Source organism: Aeromonas sp. ASNIH2, from assembly GCF_002934795.1.
In the GTDB taxonomy this organism is placed as follows: domain Bacteria; phylum Pseudomonadota; class Gammaproteobacteria; order Enterobacterales; family Aeromonadaceae; genus Aeromonas; species Aeromonas caviae.
The window spans coordinates 4,359,845-4,374,175 of the sequence record NZ_CP026406.1 but is presented as its reverse complement, the minus strand read 5'-3'; the positions used below and the strand labels follow the sequence as shown (position 1 = coordinate 4,374,175).

At 63.6% G+C, this 14,331-nt stretch carries 12 protein-coding genes; 8 read left to right on the top strand and 4 right to left on the bottom strand.

Annotation, left to right across the window (positions count from 1 at the left end):
* Nucleotides 1-147 precede the first annotated feature (147 nt).
* The 6 genes from pspF to C3F36_RS20825 all read left to right on the top strand — a co-directional run bounded on the left by pspF (nt 148) and on the right by C3F36_RS20825 (nt 6,876).
* Nucleotides 148-1,194, top strand: a complete 1,047-nt coding sequence (gene pspF / locus C3F36_RS20850; protein WP_052815253.1) for a phage shock protein operon transcriptional activator — start codon at nt 148-150, stop codon at nt 1,192-1,194.
* A 136-nt stretch (nt 1,195-1,330) separates the two neighbouring features.
* Nucleotides 1,331-2,926 carry an ABC transporter substrate-binding protein SapA gene (gene sapA / locus C3F36_RS20845; RefSeq protein ID WP_010674532.1) on the top strand — a complete coding sequence of 532 codons (1,596 nt, stop codon included), beginning with the start codon at nt 1,331-1,333 and terminating at the stop codon, nt 2,924-2,926.
* A 61-nt stretch (nt 2,927-2,987) separates the two neighbouring features.
* Complete coding sequence (locus C3F36_RS20840) at nt 2,988-3,947, top strand: ABC transporter permease (RefSeq protein WP_104455839.1); 960 nt, start codon at nt 2,988-2,990, stop codon at nt 3,945-3,947.
* An 89-nt stretch (nt 3,948-4,036) separates the two neighbouring features.
* The gene (locus C3F36_RS20835) at nt 4,037-4,930 is read left to right on the top strand and encodes an ABC transporter permease subunit (protein ID WP_010674530.1); all 894 of its coding nucleotides are present in this window, start codon (nt 4,037-4,039) and stop codon (nt 4,928-4,930) included.
* A 79-nt stretch (nt 4,931-5,009) separates the two neighbouring features.
* Nucleotides 5,010-6,008 (top strand): peptide ABC transporter ATP-binding protein, encoded by a 999-nt coding sequence (locus C3F36_RS20830; RefSeq protein ID WP_010674529.1) that lies wholly within the window; start codon nt 5,010-5,012, stop codon nt 6,006-6,008.
* An 82-nt stretch (nt 6,009-6,090) separates the two neighbouring features.
* On the top strand, nt 6,091-6,876 hold the full coding sequence (locus C3F36_RS20825) for a peptide ABC transporter ATP-binding protein (protein ID WP_010674528.1): 786 nt from the start codon (nt 6,091-6,093) through the stop codon (nt 6,874-6,876).
* A 138-nt stretch (nt 6,877-7,014) separates the two neighbouring features.
* Here C3F36_RS20825 and miaE read toward each other — a convergent pair whose 3' ends face one another.
* Nucleotides 7,015-7,773: a tRNA isopentenyl-2-thiomethyl-A-37 hydroxylase MiaE gene (miaE, locus tag C3F36_RS20820; RefSeq protein WP_104455838.1), complete on the bottom strand. Its 759-nt coding sequence runs from the start codon at nt 7,771-7,773 to the stop codon at nt 7,015-7,017.
* Nucleotides 7,774-7,866: 93 nt separating this feature from the next.
* Nucleotides 7,867-8,877 (bottom strand): LacI family DNA-binding transcriptional regulator, encoded by a 1,011-nt coding sequence (locus tag C3F36_RS20815; protein WP_029314441.1) that lies wholly within the window; start codon nt 8,875-8,877, stop codon nt 7,867-7,869.
* Between the two features lie 253 nt (nt 8,878-9,130).
* On the opposite strand from C3F36_RS20815, the gene ascF reads away from it, so the two are divergent.
* Together ascF and C3F36_RS20805 are read left to right on the top strand one after the other, a co-directional pair.
* Nucleotides 9,131-10,585: a PTS cellobiose/arbutin/salicin transporter subunit IIBC gene (gene ascF / locus C3F36_RS20810; protein ID WP_104455837.1), complete on the top strand. Its 1,455-nt coding sequence runs from the start codon at nt 9,131-9,133 to the stop codon at nt 10,583-10,585.
* A 31-nt stretch (nt 10,586-10,616) separates the two neighbouring features.
* A complete protein-coding gene (locus tag C3F36_RS20805) occupies nt 10,617-12,047 on the top strand; it encodes a 6-phospho-beta-glucosidase (protein ID WP_069785464.1) in 1,431 nt (476 codons plus the stop codon).
* A gap of 102 nt (nt 12,048-12,149) precedes the next feature.
* Here the strand turns inward: C3F36_RS20805 and purF are convergent, their stop codons facing one another.
* On the bottom strand, nt 12,150-13,670 hold the full coding sequence (purF, locus tag C3F36_RS20800; protein WP_069785463.1) for an amidophosphoribosyltransferase: 1,521 nt from the start codon (nt 13,668-13,670) through the stop codon (nt 12,150-12,152).
* An 18-nt stretch (nt 13,671-13,688) separates the two neighbouring features.
* Entirely contained in the window at nt 13,689-14,180 is a 492-nt protein-coding gene (locus C3F36_RS20795) for a CvpA family protein (protein ID WP_010674522.1), read from the bottom strand.
* Nucleotides 14,181-14,331 lie beyond the last annotated feature (151 nt).

Here is a 14,331-nt window from a genome sequence, read left to right as displayed (position 1 = left end):
AACTTGTGTGCCAATCTGGAACAACATTTAACTTGTTGATTTATATGGGCACTCAGAATGCAGTTCAAGTCCCGGGGAAACAAGTGATGATTAAAATAACCAACTTTTGGTAAGATTAACCAGATTTTTCAACTCACAGGGGCAGGGATGACCACGGCCACGGAAAGTCTGTTGGGTGAATCCAACGCATTTCTAGAAATCATCGAGCAGGCATCGCGCCTCGCGCCGCTGCGCAAGCCCGTGCTGATCATCGGCGAGCGGGGGACCGGCAAGGAGCTCATCGCCCACCGCCTACATTATCTCTCGGATCGCTGGGATCAAAGCTTTGTCACCATCAACTGCGCCACCTTGAGCGAGAGCCTGCTGGAAACCGAACTGTTCGGCCACGAGGCGGGCTCTTTCACTGGCGCCGCCAAGCGTCATCAGGGGCGCTTCGAGCGGGCCGACGGCGGCACCCTGTTCCTCGACGAGCTAGCCACCACCAGCGCCCGGGTGCAGGAAAAACTGCTGCGGGTCATCGAGTACGGGGAGTTCGAGCGGGTGGGCGGTGCCAAGCCCCTCAAGGTGGATGTACGGCTGGTGTGCGCCACCAACGAGGATCTGCCTGCACTGGCAGAGAAAGGACGGTTTCGTCACGACCTGCTGGACCGGCTCGCCTTCGACGTCATCACCCTGCCCCCCCTGCGGGAGCGGCGCGAGGACATCCTAATGCTGGCGGAGCACTTCGCCCACGGCATGACCCGGGAGCTGGGGTATCCGCTCTTTGCCGGCTTCTCGCGCAAGGCGACCCAGCTGCTGCAAGATTACCCCTGGCCGGGCAACGTGCGGGAGCTCAAGAACGTGGTGGAGCGCAGTCTCTATCGCCAGGGCAACCCCCAGTTGCCGCTGGCGGATCTGGTGCTCAATCCCTTTGACTCCCCCTGGCGCCCCCGTGCCCGAGGTGACGCCGCCCCTTCCTCCGACGCGCCGACCTCGGCAGAGACGGCCCCGACCCCGACCCTGCCGCTGGATCTCAAAGGGGCGGTGGCGGAGTACGAGATTAATTTACTCAAGCAAGCGATGCAGCAATCCCAGTATAATCAGCGCAAAGCAGCCCAGTTGCTGGCCCTGAGCTATCACCAGTTCCGGGGGATGCTGCGCAAATATCAATTGCTGGACGGGGATGACAACAGTGGCAACCAGGAGGCGGGCTGATGCCTGGCACCGGGTCTGTGCGCGCGGATAACGCGGCGCACGTCACCCCTGACGGGAGCGCCTGCCCGGCCGCCCCCCGCAACGCGCCCGCCCCCTGGCGGGCAACTTTGTCTGAAAACATGGTTCCAACATGAGAATGCTCACCCCCCTGCTGCTTGGTCTCCTGGTCCTGGTCAGCGGCTGTCAGAAACGCGATGAAGCCTCCAAAACCGGGCTCATCTATTGTGCCGAAGGGGCACCCCGAACCTTCAACCCGCAGCTTGCCAATTCGGATGCGACCCTGGATGCCAGTGCACGTCCCATCTACGATCGCCTGCTCGAGGTCAATGCCAACACCCTCGGCATCGAAGGGGGGCTCGCCACCCGCTGGCAAAGCAGCGAGGACGGCCTCTCCTATACCCTGACCCTGCGCAAGGGAGTGACCTTCCACCGAACCCCCTGGTTCAGCCCGACCCGTCACTTCAATGCCGACGACGTCCTGTTCACCTGGCAGCGTCTGCTGGACGAACACCACCCCTTCCACGCCGTCTCCGGCGGCGAGTACCCCTATTTTTACAGCCTGGGGCTCGGCAACCTCATCAAGCGGGTCTACAAGAAGGGGCCCTATGAGGTGGTGTTCGAGCTGAACCGCCCCGATGCCTCCTTCCTCGCCACCCTGGCCAGCGACTACGCCATCGTGCTCTCCGCCGAGTACGGGGAGCAGATGCTAAAGGCCGGCACCCCGGCGCTGCTGGACAGCCGCCCCATCGGCACCGGCCCCTTCAGCTTCAAGGAGTATCGCCACAACGAGTTCGTGCGCTACCTGCGTCACCCCGGCTACTGGGGCGGCGAGGCCAGAATGGAGCAGCTCATCTACGACATCACGCCCAAGTCCTCCAAGCGCCTGGCCAAGCTGCTGACCGGCGAGTGCGACGTGATGAGCACCCCCTCTGCCAGCCAGCTGTCGGTGATAGACAAAGACTCCCACCTGGATCTGTCGGTGCAGTCGGGGATGAACGTCGCCTTCCTCGCCCTCAATACCCGCAAGGCCCCTTTCAACAAGGTGCAGGTGCGCCAGGCCCTCGCCAGCGCCATCAATGTGCAGAATCTGCTGCAGGCGGTCTATTTCGAGACCGGCCAGAGCGCCGCCAGCCTGCTGCCGCCCCTCTCCTGGGGTTACAACCCCTCCCTGCCCCAGCGCAAGCCGGATCTCAAGCTCGCTCGCCAGTTGCTCAAGGACGCGGGCTACCCCAACGGCTTCGAGATGCAGGTGCTGGTGCAACCCGGCGCCCGTCCCTACAACCCGGACGGCCTCAAGACGGCGCAACTGATGCGCAGCGATTTCGCCAAGATTGGGGTGAGCCTCAAGATAGTGCAGCAGGCCTGGCCGGTCATCGAGACCCGGCTCGCCCATGGACAATATGACAGCCTGCTTTCGGGCTGGATCGCCGACAACGCGGATCCGGACAACTTCTTCCGCCAGTTGCTGAGCTGCGCCGCCGTCGAGCGGGGCAACAACTACAGCCGCTGGTGCAGCCCGGCGTTTGATCAGCTGCTGGACGATGCGGTGACCACCCCGCAGCTCGCCTTCCGCCTGCGCAACTATTACTATGCCCAGTCCCTGCTCAACGAGCAGTTGCCGCTCATTCCCCTGGCCCATGCCCTGAGAACCCAGGTGAGTCGCAGCGACATTCAGGGGCTGACCCTGATGCCCTTTGGCGGCACCACCTTCAACCAGGCCCATCGGGAGTGACCATGACAGATAACCACTCCATCGTCGGGCCATCGGCGCACCGTCCCCAGGAGGCATAAGCATGTTTTTCTATATCCTGCGCCGCATCACCCTGCTGGTGATCACCCTCCTGGTGCTGACTCTGGGGGCCTACCTCCTGGAGTTTCGCCTCATCAACCAGGTGCTGGATTTCTGGCACGGCTATCCTGACTTCCTCCAGCGCATCGCCGCCGGGGATTTCGGGCTCTCCAGCGTCTCCGGCCAGCCGGTCCTCGACGAGATCCGTCACTACTTCCCGGCGACCCTGACCCTCTGCCTCGCCGCCTTCGCCATCTCGCTGCTGGTGGGCATCCCCCTGGGCACCCTCGCGGCACTCTATCAGGGGCGCAGCCCGGACCTCTCCATCATGGCCGCCGGCCTCGTCGGCTATGCCATCCCGGTCTTCTGGCTGGGGCTGCTGATGGTGATGTTCTTCTCCCTGGATCTTGGCTGGCTCCCCTCCTCTGGCCAGATCAGCCTGCTCTACGACGTGCCCTCCATCACCGGGATCGCCATCGTCGATGTGCTGATGAGCCAGGAGCCCTGGCGGGAGGCGGCCCTGCACGACGCCCTGCGCCATCTGGTACTGCCTTCCCTGGTGCTGGCCGTGGTGCCCACCACCGAGGTGATCCGCCACGTGCGCAGCTCCCTCATCGACGTGATGAAACAGAACTACATCAAGGCTGCCGCCAGCCGCGGACTTTCCCGCCGCCAGATCGTCTGGCGTCACGGGCTCAAGAACGCCCTGCCCCCGGTGTTGCCGCTGCTGGGGCTGCAACTTGGCAGTGTGCTCACCTCCGCCATGATCACCGAGGTGGTGTTCGACTGGCCCGGCATCGGCCGCTGGCTGGTGAGCAGTATCGCGCTGCAGGACTATGCCGCCATCCGCGGCGCCTTCCTGGTGGTGGCGAGCTTCGTCATCTTCATCAGCGTCAGCACCGATCTGCTGACCACCATCATGTATCCGGCACGGCGTAAAGAACTCTATGCAAGACAAGATTGATTGCGGTCTGTGGATGAGCCACGGCGGCCCATGGGCCACCGGCGCACAGGCGTGCCCATCCCCTTGCGACCAGCACGGGAGCCTGCATCATGCACGATAAATCGAACATCTATCCGGAGCTCAAGATCCTCTCCCCCCTGGAGCAGACCTGGGCTTCCTACCGGCGCAACCCGCTGGCCATGGCGGGGCTCTGGTGCTTCGGTCTGCTGCTGCTGGTGACCCTCATCGGTCCCCTGGTAATCCCCTACGGCATCGACGATCAGCACAGCAACCACCTGCTGCTCGCCCCCTCCTGGGCCAACAGCGGCAACATCGATTACTTCCTGGGGACCGACGATCTGGGGCGCGACATCCTCTCCCGTCTGGTGGCCGGGGCCAGACTCACCTTCGGCAACGCCCTGCTGGTGGTGCTCATCGCGCTGGTCATCGGCTCGGCCATCGGCATCCTCGGTGGCATGAGCAAGGGGGTGAAGTCGAGCGTGCTCCATCACCTGCTCGATACCCTGCTCTCCATCCCGTCCCTGCTGCTGGCCATCATCGTCGTGGCCATCCTGGGGCCGGGTCTGTTCAACACCCTGATCGCCATCACGCTCGCGTTGATACCGCCCTTCATCCGGGCCACCTACAACGCGGTCCACGCCGAGATGCAGAAGGAGTACATCATCGCCAGCCGCCTCGACGGCTCTCCGCCCCAGCGGATCATGCGTCTGGCCATCTTGCCGAACATCGTCGAGACCCTGGTGACCCAGACCACCCGCACCCTCTCCGCCGCCATCCTGGACATCTCGGCGGTGGGCTTCCTCGGTCTCGGGGCCCAGTCTCCCCAGCCGGAGTGGGGTGCCATGCTGGCCGACTCGAGCGATCTTATCTATCTGGCCCCCTGGACGGTGACCCTGCCCGGGATGGCCATCCTGTTCAGCGTGCTGGTGACCAACCTGGTGGGCGAAGGCATTCGCGAAGCACTCAAAGAGGGGAACGACTGATGTTGCCAGCCTTGTTATCTATCCCCGCCCCCGGACGCCCTGAGCGACCCGGCTGCGCCCTGAACGGGGGACGTTGCTGATGCCCCTGCTCGACATACGCAACCTCACCATCGAAATCGACACCCCCCAGGGCAAGGTCAAGGCGGTGGACAGAGTCAGCCTAACCCTGAACGAGGGGGAGATCCGCGGGCTGGTGGGGGAATCCGGCTCGGGCAAGAGCCTGGTGGCCAAGGTGATCGTCGGCATCCAGAAGGACAACTGGACGGTGCGCGCCGACCGGATGCGCTTCAACGACATGGACCTGCTGACCATGGCGCCCAAGGAGCGGCGCCGCATCATGGGGCGGGAGATAGCGATGATCTTCCAGGACCCTATCAGCTGCCTCGACCCCTCCGAGGAGATAGGCACCCAGCTCGAAGAGGCCATCCCCACCAGCGCCTTCACCGGCAAGTTCTGGCAGCGTTTCCAGTGGCGCAAGAAGCGGGCCATCGCCCTGCTGCACCGGGTTGGGGTCAAGGATCACCGCAAGGTAATGCGGGCCTATCCCCACGAACTGTCGGACGGCATGTGCCAGAAGGTGATGATCGCAATGGCCATCGCCAACCAGCCGCGCCTGCTGGTGGCGGACGAGCCCACCAGCGCCATGGAGTCCACCACCCACTCCCAGATCCTGCGGTTGCTGGACAAGATGAACAAGCTGGGCAATACCACCATCCTCATCATCAGCAACGACATCGCCGCCATCGCGAACCTGACCGACACCCTCAACATCATGTATTGCGGCCAGATGGTGGAAGTGGGGACCCGGGACCAGATCCTGGAATCCCCTCACCACCCCTATACGGATGCCCTGCTCAAGTCCATCCCCGACTTTGACAAGCTGGTGCGCCACAAGTCCCGGCTCGAGACCCTGCCCGGGGTGATACCGCCGCTGCAACATCTGCCCATCGGCTGCCGCCTCGGCCCACGCTGCCCCTACGCCCAGAAGCAGTGCGTGCAGACGCCGCTGATGAGCAAGGTCAAGGGGCATCAGTTCAGTTGCCACTTCCCGCTCAACATGGAAGAACCGAAGAAATGAACCGGCACCAGACCCTGATCCGGGGCACCTGCCCGCCCCGTCAGCCCCTCTATCCGGCGAGCACACCCAAGGAGACCACGTCGTGACCGAACCTTCCCTGTTGCAGGTCAGGGGCCTGTGCAAGACCTACCAGAACCGCACCGGCCTGTTCAGGCGCCGCGCGGTGGAGGCGATAAAGCCCCTCTCGTTCGATCTCGAGGTGGGCCAGACCCTGGCCATCGTCGGGGAGGCGGGCTCGGGCAAGAGCACCCTTGCCCGCATTCTGGCCGGCATGATTGAACCAAGCGGCGGGGAGATCACCATCGAGGGGCAACCCATGGTCCACGGCGATTACCAGACACGCTGCAAGCTGCTGCGGATGATCTTCCAGGACCCCAACACCTCCCTTAACCGGAAAATCCGGGTCGGCCAGATCCTGGAGACCCCCCTTCGCCTCAACACGGCCCTGAGCGAGGAGGAGCGCCGGGAGAAGGTGATCCAGACCCTGCGCATGGTGGGCATGCTGCCCGACCACGCCCTCTTCTATCCGCAGATGCTCTCCGCCGGCCAGCAGCAGCGAGTGGGGCTGGCACGGGCGCTCATCCTCAATCCCAAGATAGTGGTGGCTGACGAGGCACTCTCGACCCTGGATATTTCGGTACGCTCCCAGATCATCAACCTGCTGCTGGAGATGCAGGAGACCATGGGGCTGAGCTATGTGCTGGTGGCCAACGATCTGGGGATCGTCAGCCACATCAGCGACGAGGTGCTGGTGATGCACGAAGGCCGTGTGGTGGAGCGCGGCAAGACCTTGCGGGTCTTCGCCGATCCCCAGCACGACGTCACCCGCCGCCTCATTCAGAACTACAACAACGAATACCGCCGCTGATCCCGCGGCGCGTTTCCCCTTGCGCCAGACATAAAAAAACCCGGCCTGATGTCTCATCAGTCGCCGGGGGATTGCGCTCAAAAAGTGATTGCGTCGCTCGTAGTAGGAACAGGGGAATGGTAGGCAGCCCCCGTCACCTCAACAACTGTCAGATCTGACAGGCAGTCCGCTATGGAACCGGAATTGCGGATCCGGCGAACAGATGAGCTCGGCCTCCAGGCGACCGAAGAAGGCCACCCGCTCGCTGATGTCTTCGTCTGCGAACGTCTGTGCCAGGGCCAGGTAGACCTGATAGTGACGCGCCTCCGAGCGCAGCAGGGAGACATAGAAGCGGCCAAGCTCCTCGTCCAGATGAGGGGCCAGCCTGGCAAAACGCTCGCAGGATCGCGCTTCGATATAGGCACCGATGATCATCTTGTCCACCACGGCCGCCGGCTCGTAGGTGCGCACATGGGTCAGCAGGCTGCGGGCATAGCGGGAGGCGGTGACGGGACCATAGGGGATGCCCCGTGCGGCCATGATCTCCAGCACCTGCTCGAAGTGGTGCAGCTCCTCCTGGATGAGGCGCACCATGGGGAACAGCAGGGGATTGCGCTCCAGCTCGGCAAACACGCTCCTGTCTGATTCGCCCATGGTGCGCTTGCCGAGGATCTCCGCCTTCTCCGGCAAGGCATCGAGCTCCCGGTAGAAGGTCAGCTTGGGCAACAGGTGACGCTTCTCCTTGGGCAGGCAGTAGCGGCGCACCAGGCTGTGGGCGGTGAGTGCCGCCTTGTTCTCGCAGTTGGCGTGATCGATAAGCAGGGTCTGCAACTGGGCGGGATCCCGCGCCATTTCCACCCACTCATCCGGGGTCTCGCAATGCAGGAACTGGCGAACGGGGGCTAACAGGTCATCCATCTGAACTCTCATCTGTTGATACGACACGCGGCGCCTGGCGCCGGGGGGCCTATGCTAACGGATCCCGCCCGGCCTGCCCACCGCCATCATGGCTCAGCCCGTCAGACGCCTGAGGGAGTCGCGGCGGATCAGGGTGCCGCTGAAGGCGGGCAGTGCGTCCCGGCTCCCCTCCTCCACCATGGTGATCAGGCGGTTGATGGTCTCCTGGATCATCCCGTTCACCGGCATCTTGACGCTCGACAGCGCGGGAATGACGTAAGGGGCCAGGGGGATGTCGTCAAACCCCACCACCGAAACCTCGTCAGGCACCATCACACCGGCTTCGTGCAGCCGTTTGATGGCCCCGATCGCCATGTCATCGTTGCTGGCCACCAGGGCGCTGAAGCGAGCGCCTCGCGCCAGCAAGGTCGAGACGGCGGCCGCGCCACAGGCGGGGGTCCATTTGCCGGGGGCGATCAAGGTCTCCTGCACGGGGATGCCGTGCCGGATCAGCGCCTGCCGGTAGCCGGCCAGGCGCTCGGCGCCGGTGGGGGAATCCGCAGAGCCTGCAATGAAGGCGATCTCCCTGTGCCCCATGGCCACCAGCTTGTCCATCACCGCCTCCGCCGCCGCCTGCTGATCCGCATAGACGCAGTGGGCCGGATGGCGGCTCAGACGCCGGTTGAGCACCATGATGGGCTGCTCATGCTGCTCGATGATCTCGTCCATCTCCTCCACCCCAAGAAAGCGCGGATAGATGATGACGCCATCGCAACGGGAATCGAGCAGATACTGGATGGCCTGGCGCTCCTCGTCGGCGCTGTGCTTGCCGTCCGCTAGTATGAGCTGGCGCCCGCGATCCTCGGTCATCCGCGCCACCTGGGAGAGCAGCTCGCCGAAGTAGACGCCGTGGTAGAGGGTGTTGGTGACCACCAGTCCCAGGGTCCGGGTGTGCCTGGTCGCCAGCTGCCTCGCCACCAGGTTGGGGCGATAGCCGCACTCCTCGATGGCCTGCTGCACCCGGTCCCGGGTCTCCTGGCTGGTGTAACCATTGCCCGACAACACCCGGGAGACCGTCGCCTTCGACACCCCTGCCCGCCTTGCCACCTCCAGCATCGTCGTCATTGTGTTCTCCCTTGCTCGTCACGGGGCGCAGTGTACTGCACCGCCCCCGGCTTGTCGTCGCACGAATGGCGTGCTGGCCCGGGTTCAGTGATCCCATTCACGGATCCGGACGCTCGCTGCACAAGGTGCTTGTCTCCCGCGCTCAGGCCGCGCACTCTATGTGGAACCGGTTCCACATTCAGTTTCATGCGCGTTCCCGCCCTTCGCGGCGGCGGGGGCGAGCAGGCCCACTTGGTGAAAAGGATCTACCTCGATGTCAAAAAACTATGCGGCTCTGGCCGGTACCGTCATCACCGCACTCGGCGGCGCCGACAACGTCGTCGCCGTGACCCACTGCATGACGCGGCTGCGCTTTGTGCTCGGCGATCCCGCCCGGGTCAATGGCCCTGCCCTCAAGGCCATCACGGGCGTGCTCGGGGTGGTGCAGGCGGACAACCAGTGTCAGGTGATCATCGGCAACACCGTCTCCCACGCCTATCGCGAGGTGCTGGCCCTGCTGCCCCAGGGCGGCGGGCAGACTCCGCTTCCGGAGGCTTCCGCTGGCTGGAGCCTGCGCCGCATGGGCGCTGCCATCCTCGACGCCCTGATCGGCACCATGTCCCCCCTCATCCCGGCCATCATCGGCGGCTCCATGCTCAAGCTGCTGGCCATGGTGCTGGAGATGACCGGCGTGCTGGAGAAAGGCTCCTCGACCCTCACCATCCTCACGGTGGCCGGGGATGGGGCCTTCTTCTTCCTGCCCCTGATGGTGGCCGCCTCCGCCGCCGTCAAGTTCAAGACCAACATGTCCCTGGCCATCGCCATCGCAGGCGTGCTGGTGCACCCCAGCTTCATCGAGCTGATGGCCAGAGCCGCCGAAGGGGAGCAGGTGACTTTCGCCCTGGTCCCGGTGACCGCGGTCAAATACACCTACACCGTCATTCCGGCGCTGGTGATGACCTGGTGCCTCTCCTACATCGAGGGCTGGGTCGACCGCATCACCCCGGCGGTCACCAAGAACTTCCTCAAACCCATGCTGATCGTGCTGATCGCGGCCCCCCTCGCCATCCTCTTCATCGGCCCCGTCGGCATCTGGATTGGCACCGCCATCTCCGGCCTGGTCTACACGGTCCACGACTACCTGGGCTGGCTGTCGGTGGCCATCATGGGGGCGCTCTGGCCCCTGCTGGTGATGACCGGCATGCACCGCGTCTTCACCCCGACCATCATCCAGACCATCGCCGAGACCGGCAAGGAAGGCATGGTCATGCCCTCCGAAATCGGCGCCAATCTCTCTCTTGGCGGCTCGTCCCTGGCGGTGGCCTGGCGCACCCGTAACCCGGAACTGCGCCAGACGGCGCTCGCGGCGGCTGCCTCCGCCATCATGGCGGGGATCTCCGAACCCGCGCTCTACGGTGTGGCCCTGCGCCTCAAGCGTCCGCTCATCGCGAGCCTCATCAGCGGCTTTGTCTGCGGTGCCGTCGCCGGCATGGCGGGGCTCGCCAGCCACTCCATGGCCGCCCCCGGGCTCTTTACCAGCGTGCAGTTCTTCGATCCGGCCAACCCCATGACCATCGCCTGGGTGTTCGGCGTGATGGCCCTCTCGGTGGTGCTCTCCTTCGTGCTGACCCTGGTGATGGGGTTCGAGGACATCCCGGTCGAGAGCCCGGCCTCCCGCGCCGAGCCCGTGCAACCCGTCGCCACCAGCCAGGCGCAGGCCGGGCTGTGACACCCCATTCAGACATGACAAGAGGTAACAGATGTCGTTAACAAGATTTCCCGAGGGCTTTCTCTGGGGCGGTGCCCTGGCCGCCAATCAGGCGGAGGGCGGCTATCTCGAGGGGGGCAAGGGGCTGACCACGGTGGACATGATCCCCCATGGCCCGCGCCGCATGGCGGTCAAACTCGGCCAGGAGAAGCGCATCACCCTGCAAGATGACGAGTTCTACCCAAGCCACGGGGCCATCGATTTCTATCACCGCTATCGGGAGGACATCGCCCTGATGGCCGAGATGGGCTTCACCGTGTTTCGCACCTCCATCGCCTGGGCCCGTCTCTACCCCAGGGGGGACGAGCGCGAGCCCAATGCCGAGGGCATCGCCTTCTACCGCGCGGTGTTCGAGGAGTGCAGAAAGTACAACATCGAGCCCCTGGTGACCCTGTGCCACTTCGATGTGCCCATGCACCTGGTGACCGAGTACGGCTCCTGGCGCAACCGCCAGATGGTGGAGTTTTTCACCCGCTACGCCCGCACCTGCTTCGAGCAGTTCGACGGCCTGGTGAAGCACTGGCTCACCTTCAACGAGATCAACATCCTGCTGCACAGCCCCTTCTCCGGGGCGGGGCTGGTGTTCGAGCAAGGGGAGCACCAGGATCAGGTGAAGTATCAGGCCGCCCACCACGAGCTGGTGGCCAGCGCCCTGGCGACCCGGATCGCCCACGAGGTGAACCCGGCCAACCAGGTGGGCTGCATGCTGGCGGGGGGCAACTTCTACCCCTACTCCTGCAAGCCCGCCGACGTCTGGACCGCCCTCCAGAAAGATCGGGAGAACCTCCTCTTCATCGACGTGCAAGCCAGGGGCGCCTATCCGGCCTATGCGCAGAGGGTGTTTCGTGACAAGGGGGTCACCCTGGTGAAGGGGCCGGAAGATGACGAGATCCTCAGGCACACAGTAGATTTCGTCTCCTTCAGCTACTACGCCTCCCGCTGCGCCGCCGCCGACATGAATGCGGGCAACACCAGCGAGGCCAACGTGGTCAAGTCCCTGCGCAATCCCCACATCGAGGTGAGCGAGTGGGGCTGGGGCATCGACCCCCTGGGCCTTCGCATCACCCTCAACACCTTGCACGATCGCTACCAGAAGCCCCTCTTCCTGGTGGAAAACGGCCTGGGGGCAGTGGACGAAGTGAACGAGCAAGGGGAGATAGAGGACGACTACCGCATCGACTACCTGCGCGCCCACATCGAGGCCATGGGGGACGCCATCGAGGACGGCGTGCCCCTGATGGGGTACACCAGCTGGGGCTGCATCGATCTCGTCTCCGCCTCCACCGGCGAGATGAGCAAGCGCTACGGCTTCGTCCACGTGGACAGGGACGACGCCGGCCATGGCACCCTGGCCCGCCGGCGCAAGAAGTCGTTCTGGTGGTACAAGAAGGTGATCGCGAGCAACGGGGAGGATCTGGCCTGAGGACCCTTGTGTGGGTTGTCCAGGCGCTGCGCCGAGTGTACGAATAAAAGATGGGGGCCTAGGCCCCCATCTTTTTTCATCGCGCTGGCAATCTGAAAACGTTTAACTGCCTTCGTTGAAGATCTCGAGGTTGCTGGTCCCTTCCTGCCACTCGCGCACCGCCTTGTTGTCGTCGCTGCGCAGGGCATTGAGGTGGTCCAGATAACCCTGATCCACGTCGGAGGTGACGTAGTGGCCGTTGAAGACCGAGGTCTCGAAGTGGCGCAGCTCGGGGTTGATCTCCCGCACCGCCTCTTCCAGATCTTCCAGATCCTGGAAGATGAGGCCGTCAGCACCGATAAGCTTGCACACCTCTTCCACTTCACGGCCATGGGCAATGAGCTCGTTGGCGGTGGGCATGTCGATGCCGTAGACGTTGGGGAAGCGAATTTCCGGCGCGGCCGAGGCGAAGTAGACCTTGTCGGCCCCCGCTTCACGGGCCATCTGGATGATCTGCTCGGAGGTGGTGCCCCGCACGATGGAGTCGTCCACCAGCAACACCTTCTTGCCCTTGAATTCGGAGCTGATGGCGTTGAGCTTGCGGCGCACCGACTTCTTGCGCTGGGTCTGGCCCGGCATGATGAAGGTACGGCCGATGTAGCGGTTCTTCACGAAGCCCTGACGGTACGGCAGGCCCAGGGTGTGGGCGATTTCCAGCGCCACGTCGCAGGAGGTCTCGGGGATGGGGATGACCACGTCCACGTCGAGATCATCCCACTCCCGTGCGATCTTCTGGCCCAGCTTGCGACCCATGTTGAGGCGGGCGGCATAGACGGAGACCTTGTCGATGAAGGAGTCGGGGCGGGCGAAGTAGACGTATTCGAAGATGCAGGGGTTCATCTGCGGGTTCTCCGCACACTGCTCGGAGAAGAGCTGGCCCTGCTCGGTGATGTAGATGGCCTCGCCCGGGGCGACGTCACGCACCGTCTCGAAGCCGATGGCGTCGAGGGCCACGCTCTCGGAGGCGAGCATGTACTCCACCTGCCCCTGCTCGTCGACCCGGCGACCCAGGATCAGCGGGCGAATGCCGTTGGGGTCGCGAAAGCCGATGAGGCCGTGGCCGATCACCAGAGAGACCACGGCATAGGCGCCGCGGATCTGCTGGTGCACCTTGCGCACCGCCGAGAAGATATCTTCCGGGCGCAGCGCCATCTTGTCGCACAAGTCCAGCTCGTGGGCCAGCACGTTCAACAGCACTTCGGAGTCCGAGGTGGTGTTGATGTGGCGGCGGGCCACCTTGAACTGCTGCTCCTTGAGCTCCTTGGCGTTGGTGAGGTTGCCGTTGTGGGCCAGCACCATGCCGTAGGGGGAGTTCACGTAAAACGGCTGCGCCTCTGCCGCACTGGAGCTGCCTGCGGTGGGATAACGGACGTGTCCGATGCCGATATTCCCTTTCAGGCGCTGCATGTGGCGCACTTCAAACACATCCTTCACCAGACCGTTGGCCTTGCGTTGCCGGAAGTTTCCACTGTCAATGGTCACGATCCCGGCGGCATCCTGTCCCCTGTGCTGCAACACCGTCAAGGCGTCGTAGAGGGCCTGATTGACGGGGGTGGTGCCAACTATACCGACAATACCGCACATGTCTTTGCTACCTCGAAGTCACTGTACCTGTTGAAGAAAACTGGACGAGTTCATCATGAACCCGAAAAACCACTGGATCACCGGCTTGAACTCCGGCACCAGCCTGGACGCCACCCACCAGTCGCTCTGGGAGAGGCTGGTGAAGGTATCCATGAAAAACAACAGGGCGCTGACGATCAGCACCCCGCGAATGGCGCCAAAACAGACCCCGAGCACCCTGTCGGTGCCGGAAAGCCCGGTCTTTTCCACCAGCAGGCCCACCACGTAGTTCACCACGCTCCCCAGGATCAGGGTCGCCACGAACAGGGCGGCGATGGCCAGACCGTTGCGAACCATGGCATCGGAAAAAGAGGTGAAATAGACGGCGAGATCGGGATAGAAATGGCTGGCAATGAAAAAGGCGACGAACCAGGTGACCAGAGACATGGCCTCCTTGAGAAAGCCGCGCACCAGGCTGATGAGGGCGGAGAAACCGACGATGCCGATGATGGCGTAATCAATCCAGACCATAGAAAAAGATGTCCTGCGAAATTGCGGCGCAGTCTAACAAAAACGATTGCGCAATGCTTGATAAAATTGTGTTACAGGCCCGAAGGGAGCTATCCCTTCCCCTTGCGGCGGGTTTCCCGGGCCCAGAATGCACAACGCCATGGCATGCCAT